Genomic DNA, 23,407 nt, shown 5'->3' on the forward strand with positions numbered 1-23,407 from the left:
GAATTGAAGAAAAGTAAAAAGCATGAATGTTTAAGTTTGCCTTGCTTTCAATTAAGCTCTTTACTACGTTTGATATACGTTTTCCAGGGAAGGTAATATCACATGTTTCAATTCAATTTTTATCCGTCGCTGAGTCTTTCTTTTAATTCTTTTCTTACTGTCACGATACTGCTTTGTCTTGCTGCGACTGGTACACAGGCTAATGATGCGCTGCATCAAGCGTCGAAAGCGGCATGTGAGAAATTTAAAGCCTGCGCGCTACAGGAAATGGCTGGGTCGCCTGATATTACGCCGCAAATGAAGCAAATGTTAGAAGGAATGATTGCGGGTGTTTGTGATAGTTTGATGGATTATTCCGACATCAAAGGTCAGCATGAACTTTACCAGCCAGCCGCGGACTGCCTCAATTCAATGGCGCAGTTAAGCTGTGAGCAATTAAACGACGATATTACGACGCCTGCATGCGCGGAGTATGAACGCCGCGCTGAGCAATATTCGCAATAGCGTGATCAAGCAACGCCGGTAGAACCAAAACCGCCTTCGCCACGTTGACTGGAACCAAATTCATCAACAATGGTGAATGCCGCTTGTACTACAGGTACAAAAACCAGTTGAGCGATCCTGTCGCCACTTTCAATGGTGAAGGTTTCATTGCCGCGATTCCAGCAGGAGATGAACAACTGACCTTGGTAATCAGAATCGATTAACCCAACCAAGTTGCCCAATACAATTCCATGCTTATGACCCAGCCCTGAGCGTGGCAGTATAGTCGCAGCGAGGTTATTGTCAGCAATGTGAATAGCAATTCCAGTGGGGACTAAGTAGGTTTCGCCTGGGTGTAATACCACGCTTTCATCGAGGCAAGCGCGCAGATCCACTCCGGCCGAACCATCAGTTGCATAGGCAGGCAAAGGGATAGTGTCACCGAGGCGTGGATCTAAGATTTTAAGTTCAATCGGTTGCATAGCAAATTTCAATGGATTAATCAGGCTGCTAAGTTTACCGATTTTTGCTCACAATGCATTAGTCGAGCATTCGTTTTGCTACTAAATACTGCACTAATGTAATGCAGCTGTGCACCAAATCAGTCATTGCCAGAACGACTTCAGTACCACTAGAATCATGCATGTCATTGAAAATAAACACTAAAAAATATTGGCACCGATAATGCTGAGTACCTTTCGTTAACTGAGTTTTTATCTACATGGAAGGCAGTTAAGTGCCAGGCAACGCTTAGCCGCCGGAGTGGGTAATAACGCAATAACCTTGCCCGTACGAATTTTACGTGTCCTGAAATTCGTACGGGATTTTTCTCACTAGGTTTTCACTGTGCGATGTTTTACCATGTGTACAGAATAGAAAAAAACTCGACTATCTTGCTCCGCCTATACCCATCAAACAAACTCGAACACTTGGTTACATTGTTGGATGCAGTAATGACTGCGTCGCGTGAATGTGATTCACCTCAGAGTGTCCTAAAACCGCAAACTATTTTGGTTGAGAGTTTAGGTATGCAGCATTGGTTGAACATGCAATTGGCCGACCTTAGCGGGATCGCGATGAATTTGCAGTTCCCTATGCCAACGCGATTTATGTGGCAAGTCGCGCGTCATATTCTGGGTGATGACCAGGTTCCATTGCAATCTACCTACAAACGTGAAGTACTGGCTTGGCGCCTTTATCGACTGTTTCAGCAAGAGTCGTTTTTGCAACAAGGCGAGTTTAGCGACTTGCGTAACTATCTTCTCGCACTCCAGCAGAGGAGTAGCACCAAGGCAAATGCGAGTGTATTTGAATTTGCCACGGCCATTGCCGATGTGTTTGAACAATACATGTTGTACCGACCAGATTGGCTGTTTGCTTGGGAAAGCCACGACACGGTCACTAATGATGAACACGGAGCCGATATTGAACAATGGCAAGCGGCTTTGTGGCGAGCCTTGGTGGCCATTGAACCGCTACATCCAGCCGCTTTACATCGGCAAGCGATTAACGCTTTGGCAAGTGCAAAGCGGGACCAGTTAGATGGGCTCCCTGCGAATATCTATGTGTTTGCATTAAATACGATGGCACCACAATTAGTGGAGTTTTTTAGTGCATTAGCCAATCACTGTGATATCCATATATTTCATCTAAATCCGTGCATGGATTACTGGGGCGATTTGCAAACCGATCGGGCGCGCGCACGCGCGACTCAGCTTGCCACGTGGTTAGACGAATCTTCGCCAAATCCAATGTTGGCCAATATGGGGCAACAAGGTCGGGATTTATTTAATCTTTTGCAGCAACAACAATTATTCGAAATCGGCGCATTTGAGAACCCACTGGAGCAACCTAAACCGTTGGATAATCTCTCCCCAACGCTTCTGCAGCAAGTTCAGTCTGCCATCTTTAATGGGGTCAGGCGCTTACCCGATATGCCGCAGAATGAGGCCGATAGCTCGGTGACTATCGTTGCGACCCACAGCCCATTGCGTGAACTACAAAGCTTACACGATCATTTGCTCGCACAATTTCAACAGGATCCAACATTACGTCCACAAGATGTGCTGGTGATGTGTCCGGCTATTGAAGATTATACCCCGTATATATCTGCCGTTTTTTCAACCCGTCGCACTGTTACTTCTGAGGAGGCTCGGCTTCCGTGCTCAGTGGCTGACAGGGCGCCGCTTGATAGTATTCCTGAAATTGCCATGTTCATGCGGTTATTGGAATTACCCGACAGTCGCTTTGAAGTTACCGCAATCATCGAATACTTGCGAACCGAAGCCATCGCGACTCATTTTTCTATACAGCCACAAGAATTACAATTGTTAGAACAATGGCTCGCCGCGGCAAACGTGCGTTGGGGCTTAGATCAAGAGCATAAGCGCAATATACTGCAGCAAGGGGATGTCAGCCTTGTCGTTGAGGATGATGGCGAGTTACGCAAGTACAGTTGGAAATGGGGGTTACAACGTTTGTTGCTGGGCTTATTGCATATTGATAGTGCGGTACTCATCGACGGTACGTTGACTGTTCCAGATGTGGAGGGTATTGCAGCTGAGGCTTTGGGTAAGTTGTGTTGGTTATTGGAGCTACTGGAAGAGCACCGAGGCAATCTACAAAAGCCGCGAACAATACCGCAATGGCAGGCGTATTTGCATCAGCTCAAACAAAGTGTTTTCGGCGACTTGTCGAATTCGACACGGGCAGCAATGCTGCTTGAAAGAGGGATTTCTGAATTAACTACACATGCTGAAATGGCTGACTTTACACAACCCATTGGTTTAGCCGAATTGCGTATTGCGCTGCGAGGCCAGTTTGCGCAGCCCGATGTCATCAATCAATTTATGACCGGCCAGGTTACGTTTTGCTCTATGCTTCCCATGCGCAGTATCCCATTCAAAATCATTGCACTTCTAGGACTGAATGACGGAGATTATCCGCGCCCAAGTCAAGCTTTGTCGGTTGATTTGATGCAGCATCAGCCGCGTCGTTTAGGTGATCGTTCACGCCGTGGCGATGACCGCTATTTATTTTTAGAAGCTATTGTTTCTGCTCGCAAACAAATCTATTTGAGTTATCAAGCACGGCAGGTAAAAGATAACTCGGAACGTCAGCCGAGTCTGGTGTTGCGCGAGTTTCAAAGTTATTTGGATAGCGATTATGGTATTCAAGGTTCAATACCCGTTTATCGCTATTATGCGACTTCGTTGCATGCGTTTTCAGCTCAGAACTTTCAGCAAAGTCAGGCGACCATGCTCAATAGTTACGATGCCGGGTGGTTTAAATTGGCTAGCGCACTGCAGCAGAGAAATAAATTTAAACCTACTATTCAATGGCCGATAAGAGCTGCATCCCCGCTCACGTTGAGCCCTGGTGAGCTGACTCGCGCCTTTCGTGATCCGCTTAAATATTTTGCGAATCAAGGGTTGGGCTTGTACCTGGACCAACAGGAGCCACTGTTACAAGACGTTGAACCCTTCACCATTGATAACTTGACTCGGCATAACCTATTGCATGAGCTCCTAGACCAGGCATTATCTGGTGCTGAAGAGGGATCTTACTCGCGTATTACAGAACACTATTTTGCTGACGGTGCGGTTCCGAAGAATCCAGTTGTCGAGCAAACTTTAATTGAATGGCAGCAGGCTATCATTGCTTTGCGGGAAACTATAGGTGGGGAACCCTGTGAGCAGATACAGGGGCGCTATCAATATGAAAATACCACTCTGCAGGGCACTATTGCGGGTTACAATTTGGCTGTCGGCTCGATACTTGGCACTACACTGCATTGGCATATTCGAGAATTTGCTGCGCGCCAGCATATGCAAAACCGTATTGAGCAGATGTTATGCAGTATTGCGCTAGACAAAGAGGTTGACGGAGTAGGGTACTGTCTAAATCATAAAGACACGGAAATCCAGATTGATCACATAGTTTATGAAACTGTCACACCCACCCAGGCTAAGCAGTGTCTTGATCTGCTGCTGGATCGGTTAATTTACCTGCAACAATCTCCTTGTTATTGGTTTATCGATTTAGCGGCGGTTGTGTGTCAACAAGAGCCTTTGCAAGATACAACTTCACTTTGGCAGGCCATAGAAAAGCAAACAACTCCTCAGCCTATGCAAACGACACTTGCGGACAGTCCGTATTGGCAACGCTTTAACCCTGACAATCAACTCCCTGATTTTAATGAATTAACGGCTATGTATGAAGTTTTTCGACCGTTTCTATCGGCGCATAAAAAGCTGCGTAAACAGAACAAGGGGCGAGCATGACAATTGCGATGTCACCAAAGGCGAAAAATCTGGATGTCGTTGCTCTACCGCTCAACGGCGTTCATTTAATTGAAGCCAGTGCCGGAACAGGTAAAACATTCAATATTACCCGGTTGTATTTGCGTCTTATTATCGAATGTGGCTATTCGGTTCAGCAAATACTGGTGATGACATTTACCAATGCCGCAACGCAAGAATTGCGTGGTCGCTTAACCGAAGCGTTACAACATGCCTTGAGTTACTGGACCAGTGCGCATTACCGAGTGGAGGCTTCAGACCCTGTGCTTGAAGCACTATATTCCAGCAATGAACCTGCGCAAGCAATGCAACGCATAAAAGTGGCGGTGCTAGAGATGGATGAAGCCGCGGTTTATACCATTCATGGTTTTTGTCAGAGGATGCTAAAGACGCTTGCTTTTGATGCGCATAACCCCTTTACCGTTACGTTAGAGCAAGACCATGCGCACATAGTTGAGCAGGCAGTTGAAGATTGGTTCCGTATTCTGCAGCGAGCTCCGGCTAAACTCAATGCTCTTAGTCAACAGGGTTGGGACTCACCAGCATCTTTTAAGCGAGCGTTTGAAGCGTTGCTTTATCGCGATCAAAGCATCAATCTAGTGACGGCAGAACAACTTAAAGCAGATCATCAAGCGCGAATTGCGTTGTTACAAAGCCAATTCCAAGCGCAGATGGCTGAATTACATGCGCATATGTTGGCTCACGAGGCGGAAATTTGTGCGGCGCTTATCAAGGAACCTAAACATATCACTGAGCGTACGCGCGAATGGGAAATTTTATTAAATTGGCTTTCGGCAGGTAGCATAGAGGAAATACCAGCAGAAGTGGGGCGTTTTATTAATGGCAACCGTTACCGCGGTAACGACGTCATAAAAACGCTATTTGAACCCCTTAAGAATTTGCGCACATCAGTCATGTCCAGCGTCGCCAGTTTGAATAAAAAGGTACAGCAGCGTACTGACGCAAGCACCGTATTCAGCGAGGTTTTAACAGGGGTTACTTGGATCCGTGAACGCATCACGCAGGAAAAAGAGCGTTTGGGTGAAGTCGGCTTTGATGACTTGATCAAGCAGATGGCTGATGGGGTGGCACGTTCACCTGCCTTGGCGAGTCGTTTAAAACAGACCTATCCAGTCGCTTTGGTTGATGAGTTTCAAGACACAGACGCTTATCAATACGCAATTTTTGAATCTGTGTATGTTAAGTCAAACGCCCAGTCTAATAGTCTACTGATGATGATCGGCGACCCCAAGCAGGCAATCTATGGGTTTCGTGGCGGGGATATTTACACCTACCTCAGAGCGCGTGACAGTGCTGATCACATTTGGTTGATGGATACTAATTGGCGTTCCATTGCGGCCATGGTGAAAGCCTATAACCAACTTTTCAGCGGAAGGGCAGCTGATAGCACGCAGGGCTCCGTGTTTGGGGCACAAATAAGCTATCAGTTGGTGAATGCCACTGAACAGTCAGCTGCTGCTAAGAAGCCCTTTTATGACCCTCTGCAAACTGAGCGAGGCGCGATAAATTACATTCATGCGTCTGCTGATGATGAAGCCACTCATGGGCAACAAGAAAGGCATGTAAAGCAATCGATAGCGCAGTGGTGCAGCCTTGAAATTCAGCGTTTATTGCGTGATGCAAAGCGTGAAGACAAGTTACTTAAACCCAATGATATTGCAATTTTAGTGCGCAACTGGCGCGAAGCCGAAGTCATGATAAAGGCATTGAGAAGCCAGGATATCAATGCGGTCTACTTGAGCGATAAAACGCCATTGTTTAGCAGCCAAGAAGCCGCTGAAGTGTTACGTCTGCTTGAGGGGATTTGGTATAACCAGCGCGATAGATATTTACTCGCCGCACTATCAACTCAATTGCTGAGTATTCCGCTAACCCACCTACAAGAAATGCAAAGCGATCCGTTATCGCCATTGTGGAGTGAGTTACGAGTGAAGCTTGAAAGATTACGCAGCACTTGGTCGGATAACGGAGTATTGGCGCTGCTTTTTGCAGTGCTGCGCAACGAGTATCAGCCTATAGCTAATAGCGAGCGGGCACTAACCAATTATTTGCATTTGGCTGAGCTGTTACAACAGCGTGAATTAGAACATGCGAATCCAGCACAAACAATCCTCTGGTTACAGCAACAGATCCATCAGCCAGATCTGAGTGAAGCGTTTCAACAGCGCTTAGAGTCTGACGCTCAATTAATCCAAATTGTTACCCAACATAAGTCGAAGGGACTTGAATACCCGATTGTTTTTATCCCTTTTGCAAATGAGTACACGGACCCGACTAAAGTGGGGAATCGTGAGAAAAGTATTCTGCAATACTACGATCCGAAAACTGACCAACGGGTTTGCCAGCTGGGCGTTACCTTGCCAGCAGAGACCTTGTTGCAACAGCAAGAACTTGAAGAGACGGTAAGGCTTTTGTATGTCGCAATTACCCGGGCTGAGTATCGCTGTTATCTGGGGGTAGTTGATATAGCAGGGTATCACGCTTCAGCATTAGGCCGGTTGTTGAATATCACGGAAAATCCAGAAGTGCCGTGGTTACCGATGTTACAACACATTTGCAATGATGCTGAAATGCAGTCACATCTTCATTTTGCGCATGAACTCCCTAAGCATGTAGAAAGTTCGCACAATCCTATGGATGATGCTCCGTTAATGCTAAGCACATTTACTGGGCAGATAAACACGCAGTGGCAGCTCCATTCGTTTAGTGCGCTTACTCGATTGTCGCACGGTGCTGATTTAACTTTACGCGAGATTGAGTATGTTGCGGCAAAGACTGACAGTGAAGAGCAGCAAAGCAAAAAACAGCAAGCAGAGTTAGCCTTTAGGTTTAGATTTGCCAAAGGTGCGCAAGCGGGAAATTTTTTACATGATGTGTTGGAACACACTGATTTTAGTCACCCGGACTGGTCGACGGTTTGTGCAGCGGCTGATCAGCAGTACGCGTTGTTACGCACCGCAAAGCACCAAGCAGCCATGCAAGAGTGGCTGCAGGAAATTATGGTAACGCCGATCCAGTTAGGACAAGCCGGTACAACTCTCACCTTAAGCCAACTTGCCAACGCTCAGACATTACGCGAAGCAGAGTTTTATTTCCCTGTGGCCCAGGTTGACCCGCATCAGGTTTCTCAAATACTAGCGCAACATCGTCAACAGTTAGTTGCTCAGCGACTGTTGCCACAGGATGTGAACGTAAATTTAGTTTTAGGAGCATCAAGGGTATTGGAAGGCATGATGCATGGCTTTATCGATCTCATTTTTGAGTCTGCAGGCCGCTATTATGTGTGCGATTATAAATCGACACATATGGGCGATAATCTGGATGATTACGCGCCTGCCGCGCTAGCATTGAATAATCTTGAGCATGCCTACGACCTACAATATTTAATCTACGCTGTCGCGCTGCAACGGATGTTGAAAAATATCCTACCTGATTATGACTTTGACCGTCATTTTGGTGGTGTAGCTTATCTTTATCTGCGCGGCATGCATCCCGACGGTAAAGATCAACAAGGGGTTTTCTATCATCCACTTACAAAATCCACTGTGGATGAATTAGATCAGCTGTTTACGGCGCATAAAGAAACCAAAGGCGCACTATGCTAGAACTAACCTTAGCGAATGTATTACTGCGTTACCATGGCCTCACGCCACTCGATTTCTACCTAGCAAAAAGTCTGTTAGAGCCGCTGCGTGTGAAATTGGACGAAGAGTGCTGGCACCGTTGTATGCATTATATAATGGCGTTGTCGTGGGCCCAGCGACACGGCAATAGCTGCTTACCTTTAGGTGAAATTGCAGAACAGAACTGGTGGTGCGATCTTGAAGCGGATAAGTCTGGGTATCAGTTTGCAGACGATACGACGGTGCGGCAAGACTTGTTAACGCTTACGGAGTGCTTTACTGACCCTGAATCTTTAGTACTCGCGGAAGATAAACTTTACAGCGCACGCTATTACCAATTTGAAGCTGACATTCAACAGCGATTGTCTACATTGCATGTGCATCTACCATGCTCTGATGAAACGTTAACGAAACTGCAGCATGCATGGCCTTTACTGTTTCCACCTAATGCCAGCGGCCCACAAGTTGATTGGCAGCAAGTCGCTGTTGCACTAGCGCAACAACAACGGTTGTTAATCTTATCTGGAGGCCCTGGTACGGGAAAAACCTATACGGTTGCGCGGCTCCTCGTGGCATTACAATTGACCCAGCAAGAGAACCTGCGAATTGGCCTTGCTGCACCCACCGGAAAAGCCGCTCAGCGCCTCAGCCAGTCCTTGCAACAGTCGTTTAACTCCCTTGCTGAGGCACCAGAACTTGCATCTGACATTGCTGAAATAAACACGTCAGCAATAACGATCCATAGGCTATTGGGCTTAAGAGAAAGTGATGTTTCGGTAAAGTACGATAAAGAAAGGCCGCTGCCATTAGATATCTTAGTGGTGGATGAAAGCTCGATGTTAGATGTAGCAATTTTCGCCCGATTGCTGCGCGCTGTTCCGGACCATTGTCGCCTTATTTTGGTGGGCGACGCACATCAATTACCGGCAGTTGAAAGTGGCAATGTGTTGCCCAACATCATGCCAAAGTCAACAAACCAATTGAGCTGTGTACAAGCAGAGTGGCTAAATAAATTGTTTTCGTCAGCAAGCCAGTATGTGGGCGAGGCGCCACAGCTAGTGAGTGCGATACAGCTGACTCATACCCACCGCTTTAGCGGTGCATTATCCACCTTTGCAAATAAAGTTTTGGCCAGTAAGCTGGATTCCACCCAGTCTGTTGAAGCTCACCAATATATTTCTCAGCTGTCGACCGACCCCGCATCTTCACTGCAGTTAATCGAACGGTCCAAGTTAACCTCTGCAATTCAGCAATGGGTGCATGATTACTATCTGCCGATTGCACGCGAAACCTCAGATCCAGCCAAAGCATTGCACTTGGCCGCCCAGTTTCGTCTTCTATGTTGTGTTCGACAAGGACCTGAAGGCGTTGAAATGCTCAATGAGGCGATAGAGCAGGCGATTAAACGTCGGCTTGGCATTTCCATAGAGCAGCGCCATTTTCATGGTCAGTTGTTGATGGTTACGCAAAATATGCCCAGTGTCGGACTGTTTAATGGTGATGTTGGTGTGGTTTGGAATTCACCGCAGGCGGGGATGCGGATTGCTTTTTTACATGCGGACCAAGCCACAATCCGTTTCCTTGATCTGAATCGGATCAGCGCATTTGAGCGAGTTTTTGCAATGACTGTACACAAGTCTCAGGGCAGTGAATTCGAACATGTTGGCTTATTATTGCCACGGGCGACTCCGCACGAGCTACTGTCTAATGCGCTGATCTATACTGCAATAACGCGAGCTAAGCAGTCCTTGTATTTATTTAGCGAAAAAGCTCAGTTTATAGACGCAATACAACGTGATGGAGAGCGTTGGAGTGGATTAAAGCCGATTTAGTTGTTGTGAGTTCTAGTTGAGTGTGCAGTTTGCTTGATGCAAAATTGCAGCATGAAATGCATGTTGGACTTTCGAAATATTTGAAACTGACAGCTGCTATGTATGTTCATTCGCCGGTCGACCTGACGAAAGTCAGGATCTGCTGTGTACGTATTTCAGACATCCAGATATTTCTAAAATGCCTGCTACGGAGCTCCTAATTGATGGTGGCCGGTTCAATGCTTTTGAACGTCTGCTTAGTGATGCTAAGCAGAAATATTTTTTTGTTTTGACCGTTTTAAACAGCCGTTTGCCCCTATAGTCAGGAAAACGACCCAATCGCGCGTTTTTGTCCAAAATGAAAATCGCGGAATTGTTTGGTATCCTTTGTATTCTTTGACTTTCAGGAACTTGGTAATCGTGGCACTATGGATAAAAACGAGCACAGGCTCGGTAGGAAAACGCGCAACTTGCGCACTATTAAATTGTTAACTGGCCAAGGAATTTATGAGCATCGAATACAAAATCAATGAGCCCATAGGAACTGACCAATTTGTAGAGCTCCTAAAAGCATCGACACTGGGTGAGCGCCGTCCTATAGACGATAGGGCGTGCATGGAGGGGGTGCTTTTAAATAGCAACCTTATCGTTAGTGCCTGGCATAGTAATCGGCTTGTCGGTATCGCCCGAAGCGTCACGGATTTTCACTATGCCTGCTACCTATCGGATCTGGCCGTAAGTTTAGAGTGCCAACGATCTGGTATTGGTAAGCAGCTCCAAATTTTGACTCAAGAGCAGCTTGGACCAAAATGCAAACTCATACTCTTAGCCGCTCCAGCAGCCAATCAGTATTATGAGCACCTCGGCTTTGAGCATAATCCACGTTGCTGGGTGCTTGATCGTGAATTGAGCATCCGCAGTTAACAAAGCAATGCACGCGACAAGCGCGTGATTGCGACGTTATGTGAGAAAGGTGAAAAGTGAGCGATAGAAGGAAAGAAATCTTTAGCTTGGCTTATAAAAACCTAGCGGCGCACGAAAATCAATTTGGTTGCATATCCCAAGCTTATTACTCGGAAGATGGTTGGGTTGGCATTGATACAGTATACGAAAACTTTCTTTCTGATTTCCTTTGCTCAGCAGAATATATCTATCTCTATGGCTATAAAGCTTCATGGTTTAGTAAATTGAGCGGTGAAAATCTGCCAAAATGGACAGATGCTTTTCAAAGCTATGTGGTAAAAGACGGTAGGAAACACTACCTTGAAGTTAGCAAAGCCAACATAAGTGATCTTAAGGATTATTGGATCGAGCCATATATCGACTACCACTTTGCAAAGTCGCTAGGAATTTCTGATGTATCGCCAGCTAAATTAATCGTAAATATATTACCCGTTAATGTTCCAACTAAAGGGCTATTCTCTATCTCGGATGCTTTTGGCCAAATTGGGAACCCCTGGGCTGGCGGTTACCAAAATGTAGGGAAATTCGTTCGTGAGAGAATAGCCTCAGATTCAAGCTTGTATCTACCATACAGAAAAATGTCATCTTTCTGTTTTCATGGTAATGAAGAAGCAATGTGCGTCTTGCTAGATAAACTAATGGAAGCAGGCCTGTCCAAAGATATTGAAGACTTTGTGCCTGGGTATTGGGATTCTTACCAGGTAACTGCAGATGAAAGTATAGAACAAGCTGCATCTAGGTTGCTTGTAGAATGTGGGCATATTAATGAATAATCACATAACAAGTTGTTCAAGGTGACGCCTGGCGGCGCACCTTACCAAGGCGTTAGGTTGCTAGGGAAGATGTTGCTAAATCATTGGACTCACGAACGTAAGCTGATCGAGTTTAACTCTGAAACAGGTCGAGCGAAAACGATAAACTTGAGCAACGCTAAAAACATGGATAAACCTTGTTTGGGATTTGCCCATAGCGAGAAGAGGATTTTTGGCTCCAGAGTAAACTTTGCGATCTACAGAGAAAAAGACAACATTATATTCTCCGCTGGCAATAAAAATTGGAACACTAGTATATCGGAATTAGAGTTTAAACATTCACAGCCCTTTCCATTTATTTCAAAGTTTCAAGTTATTGAAAACGGTGTTTGTACATTTAGTATTTTATATTCTCACTTAGCTAGAGCGTTGTATTCGATTATTGATGTTACTTACGACCAAATTGATAGAGATGTAGACTTTTATTTGGAGTTTGTTTCAGAAAACATACTAGATAAAGACTGGCGTGCAATGGTTATTGAAAAATGGGATTCAATCGCAACCTAACAAGTTACTCAAAAGGACGCAAAACGCTTGGCTTGTGCTCCTTCGTCGCTAATTTTAGCCAAGCATTTTGGCCCATTAGTAAGGCGTTCTCGACCGTCCGCTCACAAAGCAAAGTGATCATTCATATCTGAAGTTGCGAAAGCCCTAAATCCGCAATCATCCAATACTACATATCAAAAAATGCGAATGTCGGCTCCTTGTCTTCAGGAGATCCTCGATTACTCGAGGATGACGGGTAGGAAGTTGTCTTTTTGAGTTAGCGGCAAATTGAACAATGTATACTAACTATTAAAAAACAATTCTGGAATTCGCCAAGTTAGATTCTTGCTCAAGGTTCTGCTAATAACTTTCACTCAGCGCGTTATGGTCTTGTTGCGGCGGGGAAGCAATTTTGTAGTGGGCATGACGCTCGGTATCAACAAAGTAAAAAATGCAATCATTTTTGGCAATATCAGCTTGCGTCGTCGCCATAAACAACTTCATGGGTTGGCGCGGTCGTAATTCACCACTTTCAGCACTAAAGTATTGTTCAATGGGGGTATCACAGCCGTGTAATTCAAAGTGGTCGAGGCCGTCAAGATCCGTCCAACCCAATCGCGTATTCTCATCGACAACGCCAAAATTGGCATTTTCAATACTTTGCTCCAAAGTCACATTTACCCCAAAAACGGGGCGGTCGGAATAGGCGAGGGTACTGTCTGCACTGAGCCGAAAACGAATGGGTTGATGCAATACATCGATGGATTGTTGTTGGGTAAAAGGTTGCGCACTAAGCAATAAACTCGTGAGTCCGTTATATGCATTAAAATCGGCTTGAGGCTCATGAGCACCGCCTGCTTCTACGGTAATTATAGGACAGGCAAAGGGCACTTCCATGAGCGCTCCTAACGCAATATCGGTATGCACGAGCCAACGCGAGAAAAAGGACCCTAAAGCTAGGTGCTCCTGCTGATAACGCGTGGCGACGCTAAAAATGGGGCCATTTCCCGACGTGTTATGCATATCGATTACAAGCTCAGGGTGTTTTGAGACGATAAAATCAATAATTGACTTGGCGAGCTGGCCATTGAAGTCCTGATAGGGAGGTCTAAAACAGCGGTTTAGATCGCGCTCCCCGGGCAAAATACGGTGACTGAAAGTTGGCTCAAGTTGCGCGGCAGCCACACTCGCAACCACGAAGTACGTGTCTGCCAACGGTTGAAAACCGTCCTGGATAAACTTATGCAGAACGTTAAATCCGCTGGGTTCATTGGCGTGCAGCAATGTGGTGATAATGCGACAACGGCGATCGGGATCACGCCCTTGAAAATAAAACGCAGATGGGCCTTTGAGTTCGGCTAAAAATTGCGCAACACTGTTATAGCTGAGTGAATCTGCTGCTTGAACGTAAATGGACTTAGCGCTTCTCACTTTACAGGGTCCCAATCAGCCACGGGTAGGTTAGCAATATTGTTTAACGTGTACTGCTTGATCAACTCTTTGAGAGCTGCTTCTTGATTCATTGTATTTGTTAAGGTATCAAGAGCGGTGAGTTGCCAAATTGCACCCGTTTGTTGTGCTGCTAAGCGGCGCTCAATAATGCCAAGGTATAATTTAATATCGTCTGCAGCCACGCCTAGCTCTTGCAGGCCTGCACTCGCAGTGGGTAGTAAATCAGCGACTACATCACTAAGCTTGCGCTCAGTCAGTTGATGTTGGTGCTGTTGTGGCCAGAGAATATTAGCTTTTAAACCCTGCTGAGCGGCGCGATAGAAGTTGAACTCGGCATATTCGAATGGCAGTTTGTTGATATAACTGTCGATGTTGTGACTGAGTCCAACGGTAAGGCCCACGAGGAGTGCCAGATTGGCAATCATATCTAAATTACTAGGCCCTGCAGGAAGGGCGCGAAACTCAATGCGTAAGTGCGGGTCTTTACCCATATCTAATACCGGACGATTCCATGACCAGATTGTGCCCTGATGCATTTGAATAGCTTTAAAAGCATCGGGTGGAGAGTCATCGGGTAGCTGTGGTAACAAGGCCGGGTAAAGTGCAATGTTTTCAGCAAATATTTCAAGCACCGATTGGCGCAACCAACCATGACCGAAGTTAACTCGAGCGGGTTGCCGCCAGCGGGTGGAATCGTGATTGCGACTGTCGATAGATTGTTTAAATAGTGCGATCCGAGTCTCATGCCACAAACGTTTGCCCATGAGTAGGGGCGAATTGGCCGCTAATGCTAGCGCCAACGGAGTGACTAACTGCGCGGCATTAAACAGTTCTGTAAAGCGACTAGACTGCACTCGCAGATGCACTTGAAAAGATGTGTTTGCGCCCTCCAAAGTGACTTCATTGGTGCGCATCTTTAAGCTGTCGAGGCCATTGATATCAACATCAAATGCCGAACCTTTGAGTTGATTCAATTGTTCTGATAGCGCGTGGTAGCGAGGGCGATTAGTCAAAAATTCACGGCTTAAATGCCGTTCATCGAGAGTGGGTAATACGCCAATAGGAACGATTTGGGTATCAGATGTGTAAGCGATTGAACGCAGTGCAGCAAGCTCTTCTTCTAGCTGATCATGCAGTGCGGTAAGGGCGCGGTCTTGGGTACTTACTGGGGCAAGGTTAAACTCAAGGTTGTACTGATTAAGTTCTGGCTGCACCAAATCACTGTTGCGCTGGTCCAGCAGCCACTGATTGCAAGGTTTGGGTAACCATTGATTATCAACCAAATACATTTCCAGTTCAGCGCCAAGTGATGGAGCTGATTTGTCAAACTGGCTGTCAGTTAATAAAGGCTTAAGCAATGCAAGCTCGGTCTCCAAACGGCGGTGAAAGGCTTGGTAGTGTTCTTGCGCAAACGCTTGATGATGAATTGACTGACCCATAGAAAAACTTTGCACCGTTATTTATGTTGTAGCCTATAGGTTTTGTATGGTTTCTTTTTGACATGGATCAATTCCGTTGATGGCATTGTATTAAATGCCCTTTGCTTGTCATACTAGCAGTCATTACCCAACTCAATGTATTGGAGTCTTGCGTGAAAAAGTGGTTATTCGTTCTGAGTTTATTTTTAATCAGTCCCGCCTTGTTGGCAAAAAGCATCGCGGAATTTACTGCCGGAATGCAACATCAAGATGGCTTTGTACCTTTTTATTACGATCCCAGTGAAGGAAAACTTTACCTTCAGATTAACCAGTTTGATCAACAAATGCTGTTTCAAAGCAGTCTACCGCAAGGTGTTGGCTCGAATGATATTGGTCTTGACCGAGGGCAGTTAGGTGATACGCGGCTAGTTGAATTTGAACGCTACGGTAAACAGGTATTACTCAAGCAGCTAAACACGGCATTTCGTGCATCCTCCTCAAATCTCGCCGAACAGGCCAGCATTGATGAGGCTTTTGCCGACTCTGTTATCGCGGGGTTAACCATTGTTGCTGAGTCGGACGCGCAGGTGTTAGTGGATTACACCGACTTTTTACTCAGTGATATCCACGGTATCGCCAACCGGTTGGATAGCACTAAACAAGGTCAATTCAAACCTGATGCTAAGCGCAGTGGTGTGTATCTGCCACGCAGTAAAGCCTTTCCTAAAAATACTGAGTTAGAAGCCTTAATCACCTTTGCGGGCAAAAAGCCGGGGGAGTATGTACGCCAAGTTTCTCCGGATGCGGAAATCATTTCGGTGCATTCACACCATAGTTTTATTGAACTTCCAGATGCCAATTACACGCCGCGCGAGTTTCATCCATTCAGTGGTTTTTGGGAGCATAGCTTTATGGATTACTCTGCGCCACTGACAGCATCCATGGAGCAGCAGTACATTCCTAGACATCGCTTAGAAAAGGTTGACCCAAATGCACCTGAAAGTGCAGCGAAAGAACCGATTATTTACTACCTTGACCCGGGGATCCCAGAGCCTGTAATGTCAGCCCTGCGTGAGGGCGCGCAATGGTGGGATCAAGCCTTTGCCGCGATTGGTTACAAAGATGCGTTTCAGGTTAAAGTTTTACCTGCTGACGCTGATCCAATGGATGTGCGCTACAATGTGATCCAATGGGTCCATCGAGCTACACGCGGCTGGTCATACGGCTCATCCGTTATTGACCCGCGTACCGGTGAGATTATTAAAGGGCATGTAACCTTAGGCTCATTGCGCGTAAGACAAGATTATTTAATCGCCCTTGGGCTAACTAGTCCATTTGCTGATGGCAATACAAATACTCAAGCTCAGCTTGATATGGCATTGGCGCGTATTTGCCAGTTATCTGCACACGAAGTGGGCCATACTTTAGGGATTGCACATAACTTTGCCGCCAGTGAAACGGGCCGTGATTCAGTCATGGATTATCCGCACCCACAAGCAGAGCTGGTGGATGGTAAAATATCCTTGCAGAATGCCTATGCGGTTGGGATGGGTAAGTGGGATTTTCACACGATTGCCTACGGCTATCAGGACTACACTACCGCCGAGGCAGAGGCAGCGGGGCTAGCAGAAACTATTGCTAAGGCGCAGGCCAGTGGTATGCGCTACAAATCTGATCCGGACTCCCGAGTCGCTCGCCATCCTAGTGCTGACGGACATCTATGGGATAATGGGGCAGATGCTATTGCAGAGTTGTCGCGCATTATCGAAGTGCGTGATTATGCCTTGCGCAAGTTCGGCCTAGATACGATCCCCGCGACAACACCGCTTTCTGCTTTGGAAGAATACTTGGCGCCGCTGTATTTTGCTCACCGCTATCAAGTAGATGCAGTGGTTAAGCTATTAGGTGGCATAGAGTATAAGTATGAGGTTAAAAGTACAGTTCCGGCACAAGGCCAAGCGCCCGTTGCAGCAGCACGCCAATATCAAGCGTTAAATGCGTTATTAGATACGTTGGCACCAGAGTTTTTAGCTATCCCTCAACATGTTAACAAACTACTCATTCCAAAAGTCTATGGCAGCCAGGATTCACGCGAATCATTCCAAGGAAGAACTGGGCGAATGTTTGACCCATTAGCCGCGGCTGAAGCGAGTGCGGCAAACACACTCGCACTCGTGTTGACACCTGAACGGTTAAATCGACTCACCTGGCAGCATGCAGATGATAATCAATTGCCAGCGGTGACTGATGTCATTGATGCGATTATTGAAGCAACGTGGAAACGCCGGATCCGAGCAACGGAAAATGTATCTCAGTCACAGGCTCAGGGCATCAATGTACGCGTGCGATTATTGGTTATCAATGCTTTGGTCACAAGCATGCAAGATGCAGGGCTAGACCCGGAAAACCGTTTTATTTTAGAAGCAAAGTTGCGCGAGTTTACTCGCTGGCTACAACGTAATGATGACGAACCGTTAGCGCAAGGATTACTGGCTAGTTTGCAGCAATTTTGGCAAACCGGCGAATGGCACGGTAAGTTTGTGCCAATGCGCATGCCACCAGGCTCACCCATCTAAAAGGGTAAACTGGGTAAAGCATTTGTACAGTTGAGTACCACTGAGTACCGATGCTGATGGAAAGTGCAATATTACAATCAAGTCGCAGGGAGCTGTAATCAGCTCCACTGCGCGTTCATTGTCTAACTCATCAACATTCAGAACTTTGGCTAAACACTCGCCTTGCTTAACTTGTTTACCCGGTGGTACGCAGTATTCAACCATGCCTCCTTGTTGCGTATAAAGGGTTTTATAGTTGTGTAAATGGGTAACGTAGCGCGGCATTGATTTAGGCGAAATTGTGCTCTCTAGTAAGACGTTTTTGCTATTGAGGTAACTTAAAATACTCTCAGCGTCTTCTTCTCCTTCAGCAAAATTAACCACCTCTTGTGAGCCCATTTCAACGGTGAATGCTTCAACCGCAAATTCAACGGCTCGTTTGTGCTCTTTGCTAAGGGTTTCTGCCAGTGTCCACCAGGGGCAAAAGGTCGCCTCATCGAGCGCTCCGGCAAACTTATTTGGCATATAAATGATGTGCGGTATGTTAAATGCGTGCGCAGCATCCGCTGCGTATTCAGGAATATAAATATGGCGTGTTGATACCGGACCATTATGCAAATCCAGCACGATATCTGCATCCAGTGCCAATTGTTGCAGCTTCAAATTAAGCTGATTGGCCAGTCCTAAACCCCATTCGCTATTGAGTTTTTGATCAAGTTGTTCGGTTAGAAATGTGCGGAAGCGTTGCTTGATAGAAGCTATCGATTCTTCTTTGGTGACTGTCGATGCAAATGCCAGAACACTTGCTTGATCATAATGATAACCGCGATTCCAATTCGTCCCATTCACCGGGTCGAAACGACCCAGCGTGTACTCTCCCGCTTTAATATTAGTGCCGACAGGATTGCAATTTGGCACTAAAATGATCTCACCGCAGATAGGGTTCTGTTGCAGCCACTGAATGAGATGGTAAATAACGACATTGCCCTGAACCTCCGCGCCATGGATAGAGCTCTGAATATAAACCTTAGGACCAGATTGCTGGCCGCGAAAACGGTAAATCGGCACTTGCATATTTCTACCAGAAGCATTTTGCGCCACAACTAAATAGTCTTTGCTGAATGAATTTATCAAACTTTAGGGTCCTAATGAGGGTGGATACATCGAATATTACTTGGCTTTCAGGCCAACGTCATGAGTCCTTCGTTTTTTTAATGACCGGTTGAGTCTAAAGGCGCAATAAGGTACAACCTCATGCACAAGTACAAAGGATCTATATGCCAATGACACCAGTTAATCTAACGGTTTTGACAGTTTCGGACACACGTGATGAGGAAACCGATACGTCAGGAGGTTACTTGCAAACTGCTGCGCAACAAGCGGGGCATAAATGTGTTGATAAAAGGATTGTAAAGGATGACATCTATGCTATCCGAGCGGTGTTATCGCAATGGATTGCTGATCCAAACATTCATGCTGTACTGGTTAATGGTGGCACCGGATTTAGTGGGCGTGATTCAACACCAGAAGCGGTTAAGGTTTTGTTTGATAAAGAGGTGGAAGGTTTTGGCGAATTGTTTCGGGCGATTTCTTATCATGAAATTGGTACATCAACCATTCAATCTCGTGCGCTAGCAGGATTTGCTAACCATACCGTCATATTTTGTTTGCCGGGTTCAACGGGAGCGTGCAAAACCGGTTGGGAACAAATCATTCAAGCACAACTCGACAGTACCCATCGACCGTGTAATTTTGTGACTCATTTAGGTGTTAAAAAATTGGGTAGGGAGGATTGAGATGCCGTTTTCGCATTTGGATCAGCAAGGCAATGCTAATATGGTTGATGTTTCGGATAAAGCCGAAACTGTGCGTGAAGCGCGCGCAGAAGGCTTTGTTTATATGCACGCAGAGACGTTAGCTGCAGTCGCTACGCAATCTCTTGCCAAAGGCGATGTACTTAGTGTTGCCAGAATCGCTGGTATTCAAGCGGCGAAACGTACCAGTGACCTGATCCCATTATGCCATCCACTAGCGTTGACTAAGGTTGGTGTAGATTTTTCGTTAGACACTGAAAACAACCGGATCAGGATTGAAAGTGTGTGCCGATTGACCGGGAAAACAGGCGTTGAAATGGAGGCTTTAACGGCGGTTAGCGTCGCCGCGTTGACCCTGTTTGATATGTGTAAAGCCCTGCAAGCGGATATGCGCATTGAGGGGATTCGAGTGCTGGAAAAACGTGGTGGTAAAACCGGCCATTGGAGTGTTAGTGATTAAGGTTACAGTTAAATTTTTTGCTTTCTTTCGTGAACAACTAGGCATAAGCGCTATTGACGTCGAATGCGCACAGAATAGCAGGGTACAGGATGTGCTCAATAGACTTTACCAAGATTTTCCACGCTTGGCTGAAATGGTGAAATCGCAAAACACACTTTGCGCAGTGAATCATCAATTGGTCGGTCTTGAACATGCGTTGAATAATGGCGATGAAGTGGCATTTTTACCGCCGGTAACCGGAGGTTGATGGTGCATACTGTTCGGCTGCAACATGCAGATTTTGACATTAGCGCACTGTATGCAGAGTTACGTCAAGCCGGGGGCTGCGGTGCAATCGTTACTTTTACCGGTGTGGCACGAGATTACAGCCCAGAGCAACAAATACAGGCAATTGAGCTTGAGCATTATCCTGGGATGACTGAGGCCTCACTTGAATCGCTGGCGGTTTCAGCAACTCAGCGTTTTGCAGTCGAGAAGTTGATGCTCATCCATCGCGTAGGCCTTATCCATGCGCATGAGCAAATCGTGTTTGTTGGGACTGCCAGCCCACATCGAAAAGCTGCCTTTGATTGTGCGCAGTTTGTTATGGACCGCCTGAAAACTGATGTACCTTTGTGGAAAAAGGAGCAAAACTGCCAAGGGGAATGGCAGTGGGTTGAAATGAAACAACGTGATAAAGAAGCGGCTAAACGATGGTAGCGGTATGGCGATATTGCTTACTCTGTGCGGTTTTTTATTGTTTTATCGCAAATGCACAGCCCCTGCGGGTTGCTGTAGCAACAAATTTCCATCCTTTCGCTGAACAACTGGCACACACTTTTACCCAACAGACGGGGCAACCAATCACCATCGCAGCGGGTGCCAGTGGGGCGCTGTATGCCCAAATCCTGCATGGCGCTCCCTACGATCTTTTTCTCTCGGCAGATAGCATTCGGCCACAAAAGTTAGAACAACAAGGTATGACAGTTGCCGGTAGTCGATATACCTATTTAGTCGGTCAACTGGCTATTTGGTCAACTAATGACTTGCCGGTAGATACATCGCCTTTAGCCTTAAAAAAGTGGTTCACCAATGGAGAGCCTTTGGTCGTTGCGAATCCCAAACTAGCGCCTTATGGGATAGCTGCAATGCAAGTGCTGCAGCATGTAGGTATAGATGTGGCAGTAACATCCGTGCCACTGGTGACTGCGAATAACGTGATGCAAGCTATGCAATTTATCGCTTCGGGAAATGCAACTCGCGGCTTTGTTGCCGACCATTTAATTGCAAATAGATCGCAAAGCGTGCTCATTCCGCCGCAATTTTATGCGCCGATTGAGCAACAGATGGTGATCTTAAAGCGTACTCAACTACCCGTGATAGCAGCTGAGTTTGCTCAGTTTGTGCGCGCAAATGCGTTGAGTTCACTTACTAGCGTCCCGGATGGAGTCGATGATGGACAGCCTTGACTGGCAGGCGATTGCGTTAACGCTTTATTTAGCGGCAATGACAACAGGGATATTGCTTATCATTGCAACGCCACTTGCGTGGTGGTTAGCCCATTGGCGCCACCCCGCTAAGCCAATCGTGCATGCAATAATTGCCCTACCGCTAGTGCTACCACCCACGGTGCTGGGTTTTTACTTGTTAGTGGCGTTTTCTCCACAGTATGCGCTGGGTGAGTGGTGGGTCTCGGTCAGCGGTAATACGCTGGCCTTTAGTTTTACCGGCATACTTATTGGCTCTGTGTTTTACTCGCTCCCCTTTGCCGTGCAGCCCTTAGTGAATGCTTTTGAACAACTCAATCCGCAGTTTATTGATGTGGCGAAATCCATGCAACTCACGTCAATGCAGCGTTGGCGAAAAGTGATCCTGCCGTTAACGAAGCCAGCATTTATTCTTGCTGCGGGGCTAAGTTTTGCCCATACCGTCGGTGAATTTGGCGTGGTACTGATGATCGGCGGCAATATTCCAGGTGAAACCCGCGTGGTCTCTATCGCTTTATTCGAGCATGTGGAATCGATGAATTATCAACAGGCCCATCAATTAGCCTTTATTTTATTGCTGTTTTCTATGATCTTCCTAGCTTTACTGTACCGCTTACAAAAGCGGCGGGTAGGATCATGGATGTAAATTTTCATTGGCAGATTGGGTCGAAACCAATCATTACTGTTGCAACCCAGTTTCCAAAGGAGCCCTGTGTTATTGGCGTATTTGGTGCATCGGGTGCGGGTAAGTCCAGTTTTCTGCGCTGCCTTGCGGGTTTAGAAAGCGGGTTAACGTGCTATCAAGGTGATACGGCAAAAACGCTTCGCGATCACGGGAAGCGTGTGGGTATTGTGTTTCAGTCAATGCAGTTATTTCCACATTTAAATGTGGCCGACAACCTGAGATTTGCCCAGCAACATGCAAAATCAGTAAGCTCAGACCCAGGTAGTGCGCTACTAAATTATGAAGAGTTACTGGATTGGTTTGCCATCCGACATCTTCTCTCACAATCGGTAGATACGTTGTCTGGTGGTGAAGTGCAGCGTGTCGCGATGGCTCGGGCACTATTGAATCAACCTGATGTGCTATTGCTTGATGAAGCCCTAACTGGCTTGGATAAGCGGTTGCGGCGTCGCATTCTAAAGGTGATAGCACAATTGCCTGAGCGTGGAATTTCGGTCGTAATGGTGTCGCATGATATCCGTGAATTGACCTTGGTCAGCGACCAGATTTGGCAGATCGACAATGGCTTACTAGGGTTACAAGTAGAAGCGGATAAACTGAGCTATGCGCTAGCAAAGCAATTTGACAAAGAAACGTTTTTACACCAGCCAGAACTGTTATTTTGCACGCTAAAAGTTGCAACTGCGGAAGCATCGAAAGATCAGCAACAAGAGCAGACGGGATCAGCAAATGACACTTGCCTAAACATGCGCACATTTACGCTGGGAAAAACACAACTGCACAGTACTGATTATTTGACAGCTAGTGGGTCAACAAGAATTCTGATCCCTGCAGATAAACTTATAATTGCGCGCGAGCGATTATCTGCGGTTAGCTTACTAAATCGGCTCGAAGTCAGGATTAATGGGATCGAGCAAATGCCTCGAGAGAATTGCCTGGTGACGCTGGAATTTAATCTAGCGGGGCAGGTGCGTATGTTGCCCAGTATCCAGTCAAATACAGTGGTACAAAATTTGGCTGTACAAATAGGTGATACGTTTCAAGCGTATTTTTAGGA

At 46.3% G+C, this 23,407-nt stretch carries 19 protein-coding genes; 15 read left to right on the top strand and 4 right to left on the bottom strand.

The genetic code is table 11. The features are described 5' to 3' along the window. The first annotated feature begins 102 nt into the window (after window positions 1-102). Window positions 103-504, top strand: coding sequence for a hypothetical protein (locus tag CSH92_RS07230; RefSeq protein ID WP_100656951.1), 402 nt, complete (start codon window positions 103-105; stop codon window positions 502-504). Between the two features lie 5 nt (window positions 505-509). On the opposite strand, the gene dut is transcribed toward CSH92_RS07230, so the two are convergent. Further along, window positions 510-965: a dUTP diphosphatase gene (dut, locus tag CSH92_RS07235; RefSeq protein WP_100656952.1), complete on the bottom strand. Its 456-nt coding sequence runs from the start codon at window positions 963-965 to the stop codon at window positions 510-512. Between the two features lie 369 nt (window positions 966-1,334). On the opposite strand from dut, the gene recC reads away from it, so the two are divergent. From recC to CSH92_RS07265, 6 genes are all read left to right on the top strand, one after another. Then, on the top strand, window positions 1,335-4,766 hold the full coding sequence (gene recC / locus CSH92_RS07240; RefSeq protein WP_100656953.1) for an exodeoxyribonuclease V subunit gamma: 3,432 nt from the start codon (window positions 1,335-1,337) through the stop codon (window positions 4,764-4,766). Beyond that, the gene (gene recB, locus CSH92_RS07245) at window positions 4,763-8,410 is read left to right on the top strand and encodes an exodeoxyribonuclease V subunit beta (RefSeq protein ID WP_100656954.1); all 3,648 of its coding nucleotides are present in this window, start codon (window positions 4,763-4,765) and stop codon (window positions 8,408-8,410) included. The genes recC and recB overlap by 4 nt, the downstream gene beginning before the upstream one ends. Beyond that, a complete protein-coding gene (recD, locus tag CSH92_RS07250) occupies window positions 8,404-10,260 on the top strand; it encodes an exodeoxyribonuclease V subunit alpha (protein WP_100656955.1) in 1,857 nt (618 codons plus the stop codon). The genes recB and recD overlap by 7 nt, the downstream gene beginning before the upstream one ends. A 486-nt stretch (window positions 10,261-10,746) precedes the next feature. Next, the gene (locus CSH92_RS07255; protein WP_100656956.1) at window positions 10,747-11,163 is read left to right on the top strand and encodes a GNAT family N-acetyltransferase; all 417 of its coding nucleotides are present in this window, start codon (window positions 10,747-10,749) and stop codon (window positions 11,161-11,163) included. Between the two features lie 56 nt (window positions 11,164-11,219). After that, on the top strand, window positions 11,220-11,975 hold the full coding sequence (locus tag CSH92_RS07260) for a hypothetical protein (protein WP_100656957.1): 756 nt from the start codon (window positions 11,220-11,222) through the stop codon (window positions 11,973-11,975). Window positions 11,976-11,996: 21 nt separating this feature from the next. Next, entirely contained in the window at window positions 11,997-12,521 is a 525-nt protein-coding gene (locus CSH92_RS07265; protein ID WP_124916936.1) for a hypothetical protein, read from the top strand. A gap of 339 nt (window positions 12,522-12,860) precedes the next feature. Here CSH92_RS07265 and CSH92_RS07270 read toward each other — a convergent pair whose 3' ends face one another. Together CSH92_RS07270 and CSH92_RS07275 are read right to left on the bottom strand one after the other, a co-directional pair. Beyond that, on the bottom strand, window positions 12,861-13,931 hold the full coding sequence (locus CSH92_RS07270; RefSeq protein WP_100656959.1) for a M14 family metallopeptidase: 1,071 nt from the start codon (window positions 13,929-13,931) through the stop codon (window positions 12,861-12,863). Then, a complete protein-coding gene (locus CSH92_RS07275; RefSeq protein WP_100656960.1) occupies window positions 13,928-15,391 on the bottom strand; it encodes a glutamate-cysteine ligase family protein in 1,464 nt (487 codons plus the stop codon). The genes CSH92_RS07270 and CSH92_RS07275 overlap by 4 nt, the downstream gene beginning before the upstream one ends. A gap of 122 nt (window positions 15,392-15,513) precedes the next feature. Here CSH92_RS07275 and CSH92_RS07280 point away from each other — a divergent pair, with 122 nt between their 5' ends. After that, entirely contained in the window at window positions 15,514-17,946 is a 2,433-nt protein-coding gene (locus CSH92_RS07280; protein ID WP_420807504.1) for a zinc-dependent metalloprotease, read from the top strand. On the opposite strand, the gene CSH92_RS07285 is transcribed toward CSH92_RS07280, so the two are convergent. Next, window positions 17,935-19,059, bottom strand: a complete 1,125-nt coding sequence (locus CSH92_RS07285; protein ID WP_100656961.1) for a M14 family metallopeptidase — start codon at window positions 19,057-19,059, stop codon at window positions 17,935-17,937. The genes CSH92_RS07280 and CSH92_RS07285 overlap by 12 nt on opposite strands. A 143-nt stretch (window positions 19,060-19,202) precedes the next feature. Here CSH92_RS07285 and moaB point away from each other — a divergent pair, with 143 nt between their 5' ends. The 7 genes from moaB to CSH92_RS07320 are packed head-to-tail and all read left to right on the top strand — an operon-like array spanning window position 19,203 to window position 23,405. Further along, complete coding sequence (moaB, locus tag CSH92_RS07290) at window positions 19,203-19,721, top strand: molybdenum cofactor biosynthesis protein B (RefSeq protein WP_100656962.1); 519 nt, start codon at window positions 19,203-19,205, stop codon at window positions 19,719-19,721. A gap of 1 nt (window position 19,722) precedes the next feature. Next, window positions 19,723-20,199, top strand: a complete 477-nt coding sequence (gene moaC, locus CSH92_RS07295) for a cyclic pyranopterin monophosphate synthase MoaC (RefSeq protein WP_100656963.1) — start codon at window positions 19,723-19,725, stop codon at window positions 20,197-20,199. Next, complete coding sequence (locus CSH92_RS07300; protein WP_164084684.1) at window positions 20,192-20,446, top strand: MoaD/ThiS family protein; 255 nt, start codon at window positions 20,192-20,194, stop codon at window positions 20,444-20,446. The genes moaC and CSH92_RS07300 overlap by 8 nt, the downstream gene beginning before the upstream one ends. Further along, window positions 20,446-20,898 carry a molybdenum cofactor biosynthesis protein MoaE gene (locus CSH92_RS07305; protein WP_100656965.1) on the top strand — a complete coding sequence of 151 codons (453 nt, stop codon included), beginning with the start codon at window positions 20,446-20,448 and terminating at the stop codon, window positions 20,896-20,898. The genes CSH92_RS07300 and CSH92_RS07305 overlap by 1 nt, the downstream gene beginning before the upstream one ends. Next, window positions 20,892-21,647: a molybdate ABC transporter substrate-binding protein gene (modA, locus tag CSH92_RS07310; protein ID WP_100656966.1), complete on the top strand. Its 756-nt coding sequence runs from the start codon at window positions 20,892-20,894 to the stop codon at window positions 21,645-21,647. Before CSH92_RS07305 ends, modA begins: the two co-directional genes overlap by 7 nt. Further along, window positions 21,631-22,311 (top strand): molybdate ABC transporter permease subunit, encoded by a 681-nt coding sequence (gene modB / locus CSH92_RS07315; protein ID WP_100656967.1) that lies wholly within the window; start codon window positions 21,631-21,633, stop codon window positions 22,309-22,311. Before modA ends, modB begins: the two co-directional genes overlap by 17 nt. Beyond that, window positions 22,302-23,405 (top strand): ATP-binding cassette domain-containing protein, encoded by a 1,104-nt coding sequence (locus tag CSH92_RS07320; protein ID WP_100656968.1) that lies wholly within the window; start codon window positions 22,302-22,304, stop codon window positions 23,403-23,405. Before modB ends, CSH92_RS07320 begins: the two co-directional genes overlap by 10 nt. Window positions 23,406-23,407: the final 2 nt, after the last annotated feature.

Origin of the sequence: Neoalteromonas flava, assembly GCF_002807685.1 — a bacterium.
Taxonomy (GTDB): domain Bacteria; phylum Pseudomonadota; class Gammaproteobacteria; order Enterobacterales; family Alteromonadaceae; genus Alteromonas_E; species Alteromonas_E flava.